The organism is Flavobacterium sp., from assembly GCF_028689845.1.
GTDB lineage: Bacteria > Bacteroidota > Bacteroidia > Flavobacteriales > Flavobacteriaceae > Flavobacterium.
The window spans coordinates 1-15539 of record NZ_JAQVCH010000029.1; the positions used below are offsets into that span (position 1 = coordinate 1).

General features: G+C 32.9%; 13 protein-coding genes. 6 read left to right on the top strand and 7 right to left on the bottom strand.

Annotated features, from left to right (window positions below):
• Nucleotides 1-85 precede the first annotated feature (85 nt).
• Nucleotides 86-706, top strand: coding sequence for an L-threonylcarbamoyladenylate synthase (locus PHR76_RS10575; RefSeq protein ID WP_300062156.1), 621 nt, complete (start codon nt 86-88; stop codon nt 704-706).
• Between the two features lie 64 nt (nt 707-770).
• Here PHR76_RS10575 and PHR76_RS10580 read toward each other — a convergent pair whose 3' ends face one another.
• The 3 genes from PHR76_RS10580 to PHR76_RS10590 form a co-directional block, all read right to left on the bottom strand.
• On the bottom strand, nt 771-1610 hold the full coding sequence (locus PHR76_RS10580; RefSeq protein WP_300062159.1) for an OmpA family protein: 840 nt from the start codon (nt 1608-1610) through the stop codon (nt 771-773).
• 62 nt (nt 1611-1672) lie between these two features.
• Nucleotides 1673-2680: a glycosyltransferase family 2 protein gene (locus tag PHR76_RS10585; protein ID WP_300062162.1), complete on the bottom strand. Its 1008-nt coding sequence runs from the start codon at nt 2678-2680 to the stop codon at nt 1673-1675.
• Nucleotides 2681-2698: 18 nt separating this feature from the next.
• Nucleotides 2699-3151, bottom strand: a complete 453-nt coding sequence (locus tag PHR76_RS10590; protein ID WP_300062165.1) for a type I restriction enzyme HsdR N-terminal domain-containing protein — start codon at nt 3149-3151, stop codon at nt 2699-2701.
• Nucleotides 3152-3216: 65 nt separating this feature from the next.
• Here PHR76_RS10590 and holA point away from each other — a divergent pair, with 65 nt between their 5' ends.
• The gene (holA, locus tag PHR76_RS10595; protein ID WP_300062168.1) at nt 3217-4221 is read left to right on the top strand and encodes a DNA polymerase III subunit delta; all 1005 of its coding nucleotides are present in this window, start codon (nt 3217-3219) and stop codon (nt 4219-4221) included.
• A 59-nt stretch (nt 4222-4280) separates the two neighbouring features.
• Here holA and PHR76_RS10600 read toward each other — a convergent pair whose 3' ends face one another.
• Nucleotides 4281-6512: a M20/M25/M40 family metallo-hydrolase gene (locus PHR76_RS10600; protein ID WP_300062171.1), complete on the bottom strand. Its 2232-nt coding sequence runs from the start codon at nt 6510-6512 to the stop codon at nt 4281-4283.
• A gap of 180 nt (nt 6513-6692) precedes the next feature.
• On the opposite strand from PHR76_RS10600, the gene PHR76_RS10605 reads away from it, so the two are divergent.
• From PHR76_RS10605 to PHR76_RS10615, 3 genes are all read left to right on the top strand, one after another.
• Nucleotides 6693-6875: a CAL67264 family membrane protein gene (locus PHR76_RS10605; protein ID WP_300062174.1), complete on the top strand. Its 183-nt coding sequence runs from the start codon at nt 6693-6695 to the stop codon at nt 6873-6875.
• A 44-nt stretch (nt 6876-6919) separates the two neighbouring features.
• A complete protein-coding gene (ettA, locus tag PHR76_RS10610) occupies nt 6920-8614 on the top strand; it encodes an energy-dependent translational throttle protein EttA (RefSeq protein ID WP_300062177.1) in 1695 nt (564 codons plus the stop codon).
• Nucleotides 8615-8686: 72 nt separating this feature from the next.
• Nucleotides 8687-10876, top strand: a complete 2190-nt coding sequence (locus PHR76_RS10615) for a response regulator (protein WP_300062180.1) — start codon at nt 8687-8689, stop codon at nt 10874-10876.
• On the opposite strand, the gene PHR76_RS10620 is transcribed toward PHR76_RS10615, so the two are convergent.
• On the bottom strand, nt 10873-12126 hold the full coding sequence (locus tag PHR76_RS10620) for a DEAD/DEAH box helicase (RefSeq protein ID WP_300062183.1): 1254 nt from the start codon (nt 12124-12126) through the stop codon (nt 10873-10875). The genes PHR76_RS10615 and PHR76_RS10620 overlap by 4 nt on opposite strands.
• Nucleotides 12127-12204: 78 nt before the next feature.
• Nucleotides 12205-13245, bottom strand: a complete 1041-nt coding sequence (locus PHR76_RS10625; protein WP_300062186.1) for a formimidoylglutamase — start codon at nt 13243-13245, stop codon at nt 12205-12207.
• 106 nt (nt 13246-13351) lie between these two features.
• Here PHR76_RS10625 and PHR76_RS10630 point away from each other — a divergent pair, with 106 nt between their 5' ends.
• Complete coding sequence (locus PHR76_RS10630) at nt 13352-14236, top strand: hypothetical protein (protein ID WP_300062189.1); 885 nt, start codon at nt 13352-13354, stop codon at nt 14234-14236.
• A 54-nt stretch (nt 14237-14290) separates the two neighbouring features.
• Here the strand turns inward: PHR76_RS10630 and hutI are convergent, their stop codons facing one another.
• Entirely contained in the window at nt 14291-15526 is a 1236-nt protein-coding gene (gene hutI / locus PHR76_RS10635) for an imidazolonepropionase (protein WP_300062191.1), read from the bottom strand.
• Nucleotides 15527-15539: the final 13 nt, after the last annotated feature.

The window sequence follows — 15539 nt, forward strand, 5'->3', positions numbered from 1 at the left end:
GGGCTTTTTTTATTACATAAAAATGAAAAATAGTACAAATTCATTTTTTCTACTGTACTTTTGTAATTAAAAAAAGCATTTAACTATGGCACAATTTATAAAAATATATCCCGAAAACCCTAATGAAGCGGCCATTCAAAAAGTGGTTAAAGTGCTTAAAAACGGAGGATTAGTAATTTATCCAACGGATACCGTTTACGGATTAGGATGTGATATCACCAATACAAAAGCGTTAGAACGAATTGCTAAAATAAAAGGAATCAAATTAGATAAAGCTAATTTTTCATTCATTTGCAACGATTTAAGCAATTTGTCGGACTATGTGAAGCAAATTGACACCTCAACCTTTAAAATTCTTAAACGTTCGCTACCGGGTCCCTATACCTTTATTTTGCCAGGGAACAATAATCTTCCAAAAGAATTTAAAAAGAAAAAAACAGTAGGTATCCGTATTCCTGATAATCCAATTGTATTGCAAATTGTAAAACTATTGGGCAATCCGATTATTTCTACCTCTATTTATGATGAAGATGAAGTATTGGAGTATTCTACTGATCCTGAATTAATTTTTGAAAAGTGGCAAAACCAGGTTGAAATGGTCATTGATGGAGGTTATGGAGACAACCAGCCTTCTACCATAATTGATTTATCGGAAGGAGAACCCGTTATCATCCGAGAAGGAAAAGGAACTATAGATATCTTTTAAAAGAGTAAATAAAAAAAACGTCCTGAATTTCAGGACGTTTTTTAGATATAAAAAGCTCGAAATATTATTTCCCTGCTTTTTGATTTTTCATTTCTTTTTCAATCATATCATAAAATTCATCAATTTTAGGCATGATAATGATACGTGTTCTTCGGTTGGCAGAACGATTGGCAACGGTATTGTTTTCCACTAAAGGAACATACTCACCGCGACCTGCCGCAATCAACTGGCTAGGTTTTACTTTGTGGTCTACTGTCAAGACGCGAACCACTGAAGTTGCGCGTTTAACACTTAAATCCCAATTGTCTAATAAAAGACCATTTCTGTAAGGAACAGTATCTGTATGACTTTCAACCATACATTCAAAAGTTGGTTTGTCATTTACAATTTTAGCCACTTTACCTAAAACCTCTTTGGCTCTGTCGCTCACTTCATAACTACCTGATTTAAATAACATTTTATCAGCAATAGAAATCATTACAACCCCTTTTTCCACATTAATTTCAATGTCTGGATCAGAAATGCCGACTGATTTTTTCAAACTAGTAACCAAAGCCAACGTCACACTGTCCTTTTTGGTTAACGCATCTTGTAATCGTGTGATTTTTAAATCTTTTTCTTTTAAACTTTCTAATGATTTTTCTAAGTTTTCAGCTCCTTTTGTAGAAAGCATCGTGATGTTGCCTACATTACTAATTAAATCTGAATTTGATTTTTTCAAATCAGTAATCTGATTGCTTAACAAATCTTTTTCAGATAAACACATGTTTAACTTTACAGTTGTAGAGTTCAATAAATCTTGACACTCTTTATTCTGAGCTTCCAATTCTGCGATCTTCTTTTTGGTGCCGCACGAACCTAACGAGAGTGCCATTATAGCTAATAGCAATACAGCTTTTTTCATAAACATATCATTTTAAGTTTCTACAAAATTAACACTATTTTCGTGATAAACTACCGTAAATGCTATAAACTATTGTTAAAATTATCAATAAATTTTTTCTGATTTCGTAAAAAATAATTGTAGACGATACTGGTTTGAAAAGCATATTTTTTATTGACTATTTTTCCGCGTTTTTTTACCATTTTAAGGAAGGAACCATAAAATGAAAAGTGTGCTTTTAGGATAGCTGTAAAATGCGAAAATTTTAGTTGATAAAGAAATTGAATTCCTGCAAGACCGTCCAAAATCATTCGACTAACTAAAACAAAAGCCAAACTTCTAGTCGGTACATTTTTGGTAAGCATGAACAAAGAGTTTCTGAAATTTAAATAGGTCTTTTTAGGATTGGTCGAGTTTAAAGTGCCACCACCCACATGATAAACCGTTGAAAAGCCACAATAATAGGTTTCATATTGCCATTGTGAACTACGCCAGCATAAATCAATTTCTTCTTGATGTGCAAAAAAGTCGGCATCAAAACCATTTAATTCCCTAAAAACCGATTTACGTATAAAAAAACAAGCTCCTGAGGCCCAAAAAACAGCTTGTATATCATTATATTGTCCTTTGTCTTCTTCTATGGTATTAAAAATTCGTCCACGACAAAATGGATAGCCAAATTTATCTATAAATCCACCAGCGGCACCTGCATATTCAAAATGTGTTTTATGATTATAATCCAATATTTTTGGCTGAATAATTGCGACATTTGGCTGTTCTTCAAAAAGTAATAAGATTGGCTTCAACCAGTCTTTAGTTACTTCTACATCAGAATTTAATAAACAGTATATATCTTCTTCTACCGCTTGTAAGCATTCATTATAGCCTTTTGCAAAACCAAAGTTGGCCTTATTTTGAATGATTTTTACTGACGGAAATTCGTTTTTTAAAACGGTGATTGAATCATCCGTAGAAGCGTTATCAGCTACATAAATCGTTGCTTCATCTGAATACAAAAGTACAACGGGCAAAAACTGTTGCAACAATTTTGCGCCATTCCAATTTAAAATAACAACTGCGATTTTTTTCAAAATAGTAATGCTAGAGTCTTAGTTTTGGGATTGATAGGTTGGAATATCATTTAGAAAAACATATTGTTCCTTTTCAGAATCAATTTCACAAAAGTAATGATTTAGACCATTGGTAACCATTAAATAAGTAGCTTTTAATATCATATTATAACGAGCAATTTGATCAAAAGTATCTTGATTAATTTCAATCTTAGGTTGTTTGCATTCTACCAATAAAAAAATAGAGCCATCTGGTTGATAAACAACAACATCATACCGTTTGGTTAAACCATTAATTTCAATTTTTTTTTCAACATTAATCCATGATTTTGGGTATTTTTTCACTTCAAGTAAAAAGCGAACAACATGAATACGCACCCATTCCTCTGGAGTTAATACAATAAATTTTTTTCTGATTTCATCAAAGACATAGTGTTTATTTTCACTATTTTTGATGCGAAAGGAATATTCTGGAAAATTTAATTTTTGCATAAACAAAGATATAAAATTTGACGTTGTAAAAAATCGAATACAATTAAATCCTGCTTACATTCAACATGGAAGAAATTTTAAAAATTACCAATGACATCAAAAACGGTTTAATTAAACCAATCTATTTTTTAATGGGAGAAGAGCCCTATTATATTGATAAATTAACCGAATTCATTGAGAATAACATTCTTTCCGAAGAAGAAAAAGGTTTTAATCAAATGATTATGTATGGTCGTGATGTTACTATTGAAGATATCGTTGGAGCAGCAAAACGTTATCCGATGATGGCCGAAAGGCAAGTAATTGTGGTGCGGGAAGCTCAAGATTTAATAAAAACAATTGATAAATTACAATCCTATGCAGAAAACCCACAACCGACAACCGTTTTGGTTTTTGCTTACAAATACAAAACGTTAGATAAACGTAAAAGTTTAGTCAAAATCATCCAAAAAAATGGATTACTTTTTGAAAGTAAAGTAATGTATGAAAATCAAGTGGGAACTTGGATTTCTAAAATTTTAAAAGGAAAAGGATATCAAATTGAGCCAAAAGCGACCTTGATGCTGGTTGAGTTTTTAGGAACCGACTTAAGTAGAATTAATAATGAATTGGAAAAACTTCAAATCATTTTACCAAAAGGAGTGACCATTACGCCTTCCCACATCGAAGAAAATATTGGATTTAGTAAAGATTTTAATGTTTTTGAATTCCGTAAAGCTATTGGCGAACGAAATCAACTGCAAGCCTATCGCATTGCTGACCACTTTGCTCAAAACAAAAAAGATTATCCAATATTCGGAACTACAGGTTCGGTTTTTAGTTTTTTTTCAAGCCTCTTGCAATACCACGGTTTGAAAGATAAATCACCTGGAAATGTAGCAAAAGTATTAAAAGTAAATCCTTATTTTCTGAAAGATTATGATGTTGCTCTAAAAAATTATCCCATGCGAAAAGTAAGCAGTATTGTTTCTGTTTTACGTGAAGTAGATGTGCGGAGCAAAGGAGTAGGAGCGAACCAATTGCATGAATCGGATTTATTAAAGGAAATGTTGGCTAAGATTTTTATTTAAAAAAAGCGATTTTGAATCTAGACTATTCAAAATCGCTTTTTATTTATTTCAAGAAAAGTTTAAAAAATTACTTTCGTTGTTTTAATTTCTCCATTCCGAAGATAAGTAACAATTAATTCGTCGCCAGCATTGATTCCGCCTAAGCATTTCATATAGGCATATACCTCTTTAATTTCACAATCACCAATTTTTGTAATAATATCTCCGGCTTCAATTCCGGCCAATTGTGCGGGACGATTATCCGTTACGCCATCAACATGTAAACCATCTCCATGGTCAGTATAATCAGGCATAATACCTAAGGTAACTTTATAACGTGGAGCTGTTTTTGGAGTATCAATTTTAGTTTTTACAAAGGCTACTTTATCTAAATCAGCAATAGCATTTGACACTCTAAACACATAATCAGTAATAGTTCGTACGCCATAATAGTTAATTTTATCTTCATCATCACTTGGTTTGTGATAATCGTTATGCGTTCCTGTAAAAAAGAATAAAACCGGAATATCTTTCAAATAAAAGGAAGTATGATCAGAAGGACCAACGCCACTTTCGTCTAAAGTAACATTAAAACCTGCGGGTTTATTGGTGTTGACAATAGTTTTGAAATTTGGATTAGTCCCAATTCCGCCAACAGTAAGGTTTTTCATATCATTCAAGCGACCAATCATGTCTAAATTAATCATTGCAATCACATTGGGATGATTGACTTTTAAAGTAGCCGCCATAAATTTAGAGCCGATTAATCCGTCTTCTTCCCCTGAAAAGAAAGCAAAAATATAGTTTACCTTTTCATTCGTTTTGTTTTTAGCATACATTCGAGCTAATTCTAAAACAGCGGCAACTCCTGAAGCATTATCATCGGCCCCGTTATGGATTTCTCCTTTTGAATTTGCTTTTGTAGAATGGTTGTGCTCATTCAATCCCAAATGATCATAATGTGCTCCAATAACAATGGTTTTTGAAGCTTTATTATCTAAAAATCCTATTACATTTCTGCCTGTATTATCTTTTAAGTTTAAAGAATCTTGCGGATTTAAACGAACTTTATACTCAAATTTTTGAAGATAATTCTTTTCATCATACGGTTTTAAACCTAAACTTTTCATTTCTTTAACTAAATAATCAGCCGCCATTTGCTCTTCTTTGGAGCCTGTTAATCGGCCCTTCATTTCATCTGAAGCCAAATACGAAATATTCTTTTTTAATGAGTTAGGCTGTGCAAGCTCGGCAGGATCCCCCTCGACCCAATCAGCTATAAAAACGTTGGTTTCTCTCGCTTTTGATTGTTGACGATTACTAGAAAATACTAGTTTTTTTCCGTCTGGTGAAAACATCGGAAACGCATTAAATTCACTTTCGTAAGTAATTTGTTGTAAATTCTCACCCGTAATATCAATCATATATAATTGAAAATCATACCCTCGCGTTGAATGATGATTAGAAGAGAAAATAATTTTTTGGTCTGATGGATGAAAATAAGGAGCCCAATTGGCTTTTCCTAAATTGGTAATTTGCTTTAAATCCGAACCGTCGATGTTACAGGTATAAATCTCCATATCAGACGGAGCAACCAAGTTTTTACTTAATAATTGTTTGTAATCTGCAATGGCTTCAGGTGTTTGTGGGCGTGAAGAACGAAAAACTAATTTTTTACTGTCATGCGAAAAGAAACAACCACCATCATAACCTAATCCAAACGTAATTTGTTTCAAATTAGAACCGTCAGCATCCATGGTCCACAATTCTAAATCACCACTGCGTATACTCGTAAAAGCAATTTTTTTTCCGTCTGGAGAAACCACTGCTTCCGCATCATATCCGGGAGAATCGGTTAGTTTTTTGGTGATGTTACCTTTTAAATCGGCAATATAAATATCAAATTCTGGATAAATTGGCCATAAATATTTTCCGTCTGGCGATTTTGGAACAGCCGGACAAGCGTGACTTGCTTCATGTGTAGAAGCATAAAGAATGTGCTTGCCATCAGGCATATAAAAAGAACAAGTCGTTCTTCCTTTTCCAGTAGAAACCAATTTTAAGCTATTTTCGGTAAATTCTTTTTCCTGTAAATCAAGCATAAATATTTGATCACACGGAACGCCAAAAGCAGTATTGGTTACTTGAAGTGTCAGTTTTTTTCCGTCTGGACTAAAATAGGCTTCAGCATTATCGCCACCAAAAGTTAGTTTTTGAATATTTTTTAAACGGGCTTCTTGGCTATAACCAAAATATGAAAAACAGAAAATAATTAAAAAAAGCGTGCTTGTTTTTAAGATAGAAAAACGCATAAGTAAGAGTATATGATGAAAAAATTTTAACCTTTAAAATTAAGATAGTCAAATATAGAAATTAAAATCCTCGTTTACAATCGATTTTTTTGAATCTAAACACGGATAGTTAAAAAGCAAGCCAAAACGTTTTCCTTTTCGTTTTATTATATCGATATTTGTAAACCAAAAATAATAATTATGGGAATGAATAAAAATACGGTTTTAGCATGGGCGACTTTCATCATGATTGTGATGGGGCTTTTGTTAATAGGCCTTGGGGCATTTAAATATGACGATGTGGCTGGCTGGGGATTTGCCGCTACTGGTATTGGTTTTCTTGCTAATGCATGGGTTTTCAATGCGTTGAAAGGCCGAGTTTAAATTATAGAAATAATTAAAATTTAAAAATAATAATTACGAGTATTATGTCAGACGATAAAAAAGTTATATTCTCAATGTCTAAAGTAAGTAAGACTTACTCTAGCACAAACAAACAAGTATTAAAAGATATTTATTTAAGTTTTTTCTACGGAGCTAAAATTGGTATTTTAGGTTTAAATGGTTCTGGAAAATCATCGTTATTAAAGATTATTGCCGGAATTGATAAAAATTTTCAAGGTGATTTAGTTTTCGCTCCCGGTTATAAAGTGGGCTATTTAGAACAAGAGCCGCAATTAGATGAAACCAAAACCGTCATTGAAATTGTGAGAGAAGGAGCTGCTGAAATTTATGCTCTTTTAGACGAATTCAATAAAATTAATGATAGTTTTGGTTTGCCAGAAGTCTATGAAGATGCCGATAAGATGCAAAAGCTGATGGATCGTCAAGCGGAATTACAAGATAAAATTGATGCCGCTGGAGCATGGGAAATTGACAATAAGCTTGAAATTGCCATGGATGCTTTGCGAACCCCAGAATCTGATACGCCGATTAAGGTTTTATCAGGTGGTGAAAAACGTCGTGTGGCCTTGTGTCGTTTATTATTGCAACAACCGGATGTCTTATTATTAGATGAGCCAACAAACCATTTAGATGCCGAATCGGTGTTGTGGTTAGAGCAACATTTGCAACAATATCCAGGAACAGTGATTGCCGTAACGCATGATAGGTATTTCTTAGATAATGTAGCGGGTTGGATTTTAGAATTGGATAGAGGTCAAGGTATTCCGTGGAAAGGAAATTATTCTTCGTGGTTAGACCAAAAATCAAAACGGATGGAGTTGGAGGAAAAAACAGCTTCCAAACATAGAAAAACGTTGGAACGAGAATTAGATTGGGTTCGTCAAGGAGCCAAAGGCCGACAAACCAAGCAAAAAGCCCGTTTACAAAACTATGATAAACTCTTAAACGAAGACCAAAAAGCGTTAGATGAAAAGTTAGAACTATATATTCCGAACGGACCACGTTTAGGAACAAATGTGATTGATGCCATTGGTGTTTCTAAAGGATATGGTGATAAATTGCTTTATGAAGATTTAAATTTCTCCTTGCCACAAGCTGGAATTGTAGGTATTATTGGGCCAAATGGTGCTGGTAAAACCACTATTTTCCGTATGATTATGGATGAAGAACAACCAGACAAAGGGACTTTTACAATTGGAGATACAGTTAAAATAGCCTATGTAGATCAAGCTCATTCTAATATTGATCCTGAAAAATCAATTTGGGAAAATTTTTGTGACGGACAAGAATTAATCATGATGGGTGGCCGACAAGTAAATTCTAGAGCCTATTTAAGCCGCTTTAACTTTGGTGGAAGTGACCAAAATAAAAAAGTGGCCACGTTGTCTGGAGGAGAACGAAACCGACTCCATTTAGCAATTACCTTAAAAGAAGAAGGAAACGTGTTGCTATTAGATGAACCCACCAATGATTTAGATATCAATACCTTGAGAGCATTAGAAGAAGGTTTAGAAAACTTTGCAGGTTGTGCCGTAATTATTTCACACGACCGTTGGTTTTTAGATCGCGTTTCTACGCATATCTTAGCTTTTGAAGGGGATTCTCAAGTATATTTCTTTGAAGGAAGTTTCTCTGAATACGAAGAAAACAAACGAAAACGTTTAGGTGGAGATTTGACTCCTAAACGAATTAAATACAAAAAGCTAGTTCGAAATTAAATTTTTAAAAATCCTGAGAAATCAGGATTTTTTTTTCAAATAATTAACTACATTTGGCTAAACATAAATAGAATGTCCCAAAAAATTCTACTGTTTCTATTCCTATTATTTGCATTTCAGGTTAGTTTTTCGCAAAATGAAAAATTAACCAAGAAAGAAGTATTTGCCTTGTTGACAAAATCCGATAGTTTGATCTTGCAGTCTAAATACAAAGAATCGATTGCCCTTTCGTATGATGCTCTTAACCATTCCTTTAACCTAAAAGACAATACACTTATTGCCATTTCTTATAATTCGGTTGCAGGTAATTACGAAGAAATTTTAGAAGATAATAAGGCCTTAGCTTTATATGAAAAAGCAATTGATTATGCCAATAAAGCAAAAAATGACACCTTAAAAATTTGGTTTTATAACAACATCGGGAATATTTATCTCAATCGTAAAAAAAATTACGAAAAATCGTTAGAATATTACAATAAGTCCATGGTTTTTGCCGAAAAATTTAAAGACACGGGTTCTCTGGTGTTGATTAAAATGAATAAGGCTTTTGTCTTATTTGAACAGAATAAGCAAGAGGAAGCCATTCAAAATCTAAATTATTCTGAGAAATATATTGATTATATGCGATTTCCTGATACGGAGTCGTCTTTATATTTGTTATTAGGAATGAAATTTAATTATTTGAAGGATAATGAAAAAGCCGATTTAAATTTTAAAAAAGCTATCCAAATCAGTAAAATTAATGAATTAGATTCCTATTTAAGCGATGCTTATGAACACTATGCTGAACATCTTTTTGAAATTGGTGATTATAAAAATGCCTATGTGAATTTAGAAGATCATGAAGAAGTAAAATCACGTTTATATAATTCTGATATTTTAAAAAATACGCAATTAGTAGCTTTGAAAATAGAATTAGAGAAATCTAAAAAAGCTATTCAAGTCATGGCTAAAGAGCGTAAACTTCAATCGGATAGTTTAAAAAAGACAAAAATAATTGTAACGCTTATCATGATTTTTCTCTTGTTAATGTTTTTTTTATTATATGTTTTATATCGAAATAATTTGTTTCGAACTAAAATCAATAACTACTTAGAAGATAAAAATATAGAATTGAGTTTAGCAAAAGAAAAAGCAGAAGAAGCTTCAAAAGTTAAAACCCAATTTATATCGACGATTAGTCACGAATTGCGAACACCACTTTATGGTGTTGTTGGAATTACTAATATGTTATCGGATGAACATAAAGAATTGGCTGATAGTCCGCATTTAAATTCATTAAAGTTTTCTGCTCGTTATTTATTATCGTTGGTTAATGACTTACTTCAAATCAATAAAATTGAAGAAAATAAAGTTGTTTTAGAAAATGCAACCATGAATTTAGCAGATGAAATTAATATGGTGACCAATTCGCTAATATTTATTTCAAATAGAAATACAAACAAACTTATAACCTATATTGATCCTGAAATCCCAGAGTTTTTAGTAGGTGACAAATTGCGTTTATCTCAGATATTGATGAATTTGATAAGTAATGCATTGAAATTTACACAAGCGGGCGAAGTTAAGGTTTCTGCGACCTTAGACCGACAAGAAAAGACCATTAGTTATATCAAATTTATCGTAGAAGATACCGGAATGGGAATAGCCGAAAAAGATTTAGGTAAAATATTTGATAAATTTGTTCAAATTGAACGGAAAGAAGATGATTATCAAGGAGCAGGGTTGGGCTTGTCTATTGTTAAAAAATTAATTTCGCTTTTTGGTAGTGAAATAAGTGTAGAAAGTAAGATAAACGAAGGAACAAAGTTCACGTTTGTCATTGGTTTTGATTCGGATATTAAAAAAGTAAATGAAATTATAAACAATATTCAAGTCGATTTGTCTGCCAATCAATTATATAAGATTTTAGTGGTAGAAGATAATAAAATCAACCAAATGGTTACCCGAAAGATATTAGAGAAAAATAATTTCAAACCAGTAATTGTAGATGATGGTTATGCCGCAATGGAAGCCCTAAATAAAGAACCATTTGATATTATCTTAATGGATATCAATATGCCCTTAATCAATGGTTTTGATACAACGCGATTGATTCGCAAAAAAGGAATTACCATTCCAATTATTGCGTTAACGGCCTTTGCAAAAGATGAAATTTCAGATGAAGCCTTATCTTCTGGAATGAACGACGTGTTAATTAAACCTTTTGAACCGTCAAAATTGATTCTATCAATTGAAAATTTAGTAAAGAATAAAGCTTAATACCAACGTTTTTTATTTTGTTTGGAAGCCTCCGATTTTCTTGAATTTGTATTTTTTGTAGTATTTCGATAATCCTTTTTTTCAGGTTGTAAGACTGCTTCTTCTGCTTCGGTTTTCCAAGGATAAGGATGCTCCTTCATTTCTTTAACCGATACTTTAACCAATTTCTGAATGTCTTTCCAATACGGTTCTTCATCCTTCGCACAAAAAGAAATTGATATTCCACCGTTTCCTGCTCGTCCCGTGCGTCCAATGCGATGCACGTAGGTTTCAGGAATATTTGGTAAATCGAAATTTAAAACATAGGGTAAGCTTTCAATATCAATTCCACGAGCGGCAATGTCTGTTGCAACTAAAACCGAAATTTCTTTGTTTTTAAAACTTTCTAAAACGCGTTGTCTTGCCGTTTGTGATTTGTCGCCATGAATCGCTTCCGCTAAAATTCCATTTTTCTTTAAGGCTTTTACCACATTATCTGCACCATGTTTGGTTCTAGTAAAAACCAATAAATTGTCTAAATGTTCATTTCTAATTAAATGATATAACAATTTGCGTTTATCTTCTTTTCCAACAAAATAGATTTGTTGTTTCACCGTTTCTGCCGTTGATGAAATTGGCGTAACCGAAACATATTTGGGTTTAGTTAAATAACTATCGGCAATTTCACGAATTGCAATAGGCATTGTAGCAGAAAACAATAAAGTTTGTCTATTGTTAGGTGTTAATTTGATGATTTTTTTTACATCATTGATAAATCCCATGTCTAGCATTAAATCGGCTTCATCTAAAACTAAAAAATGCAAATGGTCTAAATCAATAAAACCTTGTTTATGTAAATCGAGCAAACGTCCAGGTGTTGCAATTAAAACATCAACCCCTTTTTTTAGTTGGTCTACTTGTGGGACTTGACTTACGCCACCAAAAATAGTTAATTGTCTAACATTGGTATAGCGACCATAGGTATCAAAGCTTTCGCCAATTTGAATTGCCAATTCACGAGTTGGCGTAATCACTAACGTTCGAATGAGTTTGCGTTTTTGAATCGCACCCACCATCCGATGAATGGTATTTAGAATAGGAATAGCAAATGCAGCGGTTTTTCCAGTTCCAGTTTGAGCACAGCCCACTAAATCGGTTCCTTCTAATATAATAGGAATCGCTTGTTGCTGAATTGGAGTAGGGGTTGTATAACCTTCGTCTGCTAAGGCGTGTTGTATATTTTGTAAAAGATTTAAGTCTTGAAATGTCATAAAATAAATTTGTGTGCAAAGATAGTCTAAATAAAACTAACCTCACTCAGCATTCAAATTACAATTCAAAATCAGCTATTATTCAAACAAAATACTTTTCGCTTTCATGAAATCGGTAATCAGATATCCAATTAACTTGCCTACTAACTGCGGATTTTTATCATCACCTAAATCTGGAGCACCTTCGCAAATATGCAAGTAAGAGGCGTGTGCATGTTGCCCAAAATGATGAATAAATTGGCGAGCTTGTTCTATAGAAAAACCACTGGGAGTCATGGCACTGCTTGCCACATTAGGAAGAGAATCTAAATCGATTTCAATTCCAAAAAAATCATTTTTAATAAACGTTAAAGCTTGATTTAACTCTTGTTCAAAGTTTTTTGTTTTCCGAATTGCAATTTCATCATAGGTATTAAATCGCACACGGTCTTCAATGTCTTTCAAACGAAGCAATACATTTTTAGAGGTATAACTTTCGTGTAAACCAAAAATAAAATATTTCTTTAAAAAACCTTGGTCAAATGAATAGGAAAATCCATTTCCGCTATGACGGCCTTCTAAAATTCTAAAATCAGAATGCGCATCTAAATTGACAGCATTAATTGGTTTTCCTTTGGCCAAAGCCGTTCCTTTTATATTTCCGTAAGCATTATTATGTCCACCACCAATTATGATAGGAATTTTACCTGCTTTTACAATCGTAAAAATAATATGAGCCACCTCTTTGTCAATTTTTTCAACTAAGATGGAAAACGATTTACGGTCATCCACGTTATTAAAATCTAGTTTTTCTGCTTGTAGAAGTTCTTCTTTTACATTTAAGGAACCTAATACAAGAAGATGACTTCCTTTGCAAAAACGATTGTGTTGAATATTGGCGATACTTTTAATCGCACTTTTCCACGCAGAAGCAGCACCAGGACGACCATAATTAGCTCTAATACCAATGTCTTCTGGAATACCAAAAAGGACAAATCGAGCCTTGCAATCGTTTAGAAATTGCGTAATATCAACGTCTTTAGGGACGGTCAGCATTTTTTCACCAAACTTAATTTCACCACTTCGATGAGCAGTAATTTTACCAAGGTCGATTGACGTGAACGGAATTAAGTTTTCCATAAAAAAAAATATTGTTCCAAAAATACTATTTTTATACAAAATAACGTTATGCTATTGCATTTCGAATCTAAAAAAATTTAACTTTGTTCAAAATTTAACAAACGGTATGGAAAATCAAAACAACAATTCAAAATTAAAAGCAATAATCTTAGTATTATCGCTATTGCTATTAGCCAGTTTGGGCTATATGTTTAAAATGAGTTCTGACGCGAAACAAGTGGAAACAGAATTGTCTTCCGTTTCGGTTGAAAAAGAAAATGCTCTTTCTGAGTTAGCTCAGTTAAAAACGACCTATGATGCGGCAATTGCAGAAAACACGTCGATGTCTGAAGAATTAATCGCAGAACGTGACAAAGTTGTCAAACTGATGGAAGAAGTTAAGAAATCCAAAGGCGATGCAGCCATGTTGAGTAAGTACAAAAAGCAAATAGGCGAGTTGCAGAATAAAATGAATACCCTCATGAAAGAAAATGAGGAATTGAAAATGCAAAATCAACAGTTAACTTCTGAAATTGATAGTACAAAAACAATTTTAGTGGAAGCCAAAGAATACAATCAAGTATTGGATGGTCAAAATGAAGAATTGTCTAAAACGGTTGAAAAAGCCTCTAAACTTTCAATTTTAAATTTAAAAACGGGAGCTTATAAAGTAAAAAGTTCTGGTAAAGAAGTAGAAACAGAACGTGCTAGAAGAGCTGATATCTTAAAAATCAACTTTACGATTGCTGAAAACAGAGTGGCAAAATCAGGAGATAAATCCTATTATATTCAAATTATTGACAGCAAGAACAATGTTTTGGGTGAGAAAAAATTAATTGAATTCGGTGATAAATCATTAACTTATAGTTTTATATCTACGGTTCAATATGAAAACAGTACTGTAAATGTATCAGAAAATCTTCCTGGTGAAGCTTTTGAAAAAGGTACCTATTTTGTAAATATTTTTGATAAAGGAGAATTGGTTGGAAAAACTAGTTTTACGTTAAAATAAAATCAAATAATACTAATTTAAAAAAGGAGCAAATTTATTTTTGCTCCTTTTTTTTTATACTACCATTCCATTTATATATACTGTTTCAATTAAGTTTGAACCAAATTCGTACGGCAATTGATAAAAGGAATGAATCGGTTTGGTTAGGATAAAATTAGCTTTTTTTCCTTTAGTGATGCTTCCATGCGTGTCAGAAATTCCCATCGCATAAGCTCCATTTAGCGTTGCTGCATTGATGGCTTCTTCTGGTGTCATTTTCATTTTGATGCAAGCCGTAGCCACTACAAAATTCATATTTCCAGAAGGAGTTGTACCTGGATTATAATCGGTTGCTAAAGCTAAAGGCAAACCCGCATCTAACATTTTTCGAGCTGGTGTATACGGAATACTGATAAAATAACTACACGAAGGCAAAGCAACAGGCATTGTAATCGTGTTTTTTAACGATTCAATGTCTTCATCGGTCACAATTTCTAGATGGTCAACCGATAAAGCTCCGTGTTTTACGCAGGCTTCTATTCCACCAATGGCAGTAAATTGATTGACATGAATCTTAGGGATTAACCCATGTTTTTTTCCAGCAATCATAATTCGTGCTGTTTCTTCAACAGAAAAATAACCTGTTTCTAAAAAAGCATCGATATAGTCGGCCAACTTTTCTTCGGCAATTTTAGGTAACATTTCATCAATTATCAAATCAAGATAGGCGGTATGATTTTCTTTAAACTCGGATGGAAAAGCATGAGCTCCTAAAAAAGTTGCTTTAATTTTTATAGGATAATTTTCGGCTAACCGTTTAATTACACGGAGCATTTTTAATTCGCCTTCTACGGTCAAACCGTAGCCGGATTTAATTTCAATAGCTCCAGTTCCTAATTTCATGACTTCTTGTAATCGTAGTTCCGATTCGTTATAAATACAAGCTGCGGATGTTTCATTTAGTTTTTTGGCAGAATTTAAAATACCACCACCACGGTTGGCAATTTCTTCGTAAGTCAACCCATTAATGCGGTCTACAAATTCCTGCACCCGATTTCCTGCATAAACCAAATGCGTGTGGCTATCGCACCAAGTTGGCAAAATTACTTTTCCGGTGACATCGATAACTTCATAATTAGAATCAGTTGGACAATCTTCCATTTTACCAAAATTGATAATTAAATCATTTTCAATTAAAAGAAAAGCATTTTGAATCATTGGTAACTCTCGCATGGCTAAACCAGCGACTTTTTGGACCGAATTTTCACGAATTTGAAGGAGTTCTTTGATATTAATAAAAAGTGTTTGCATGAAAAATGTAATA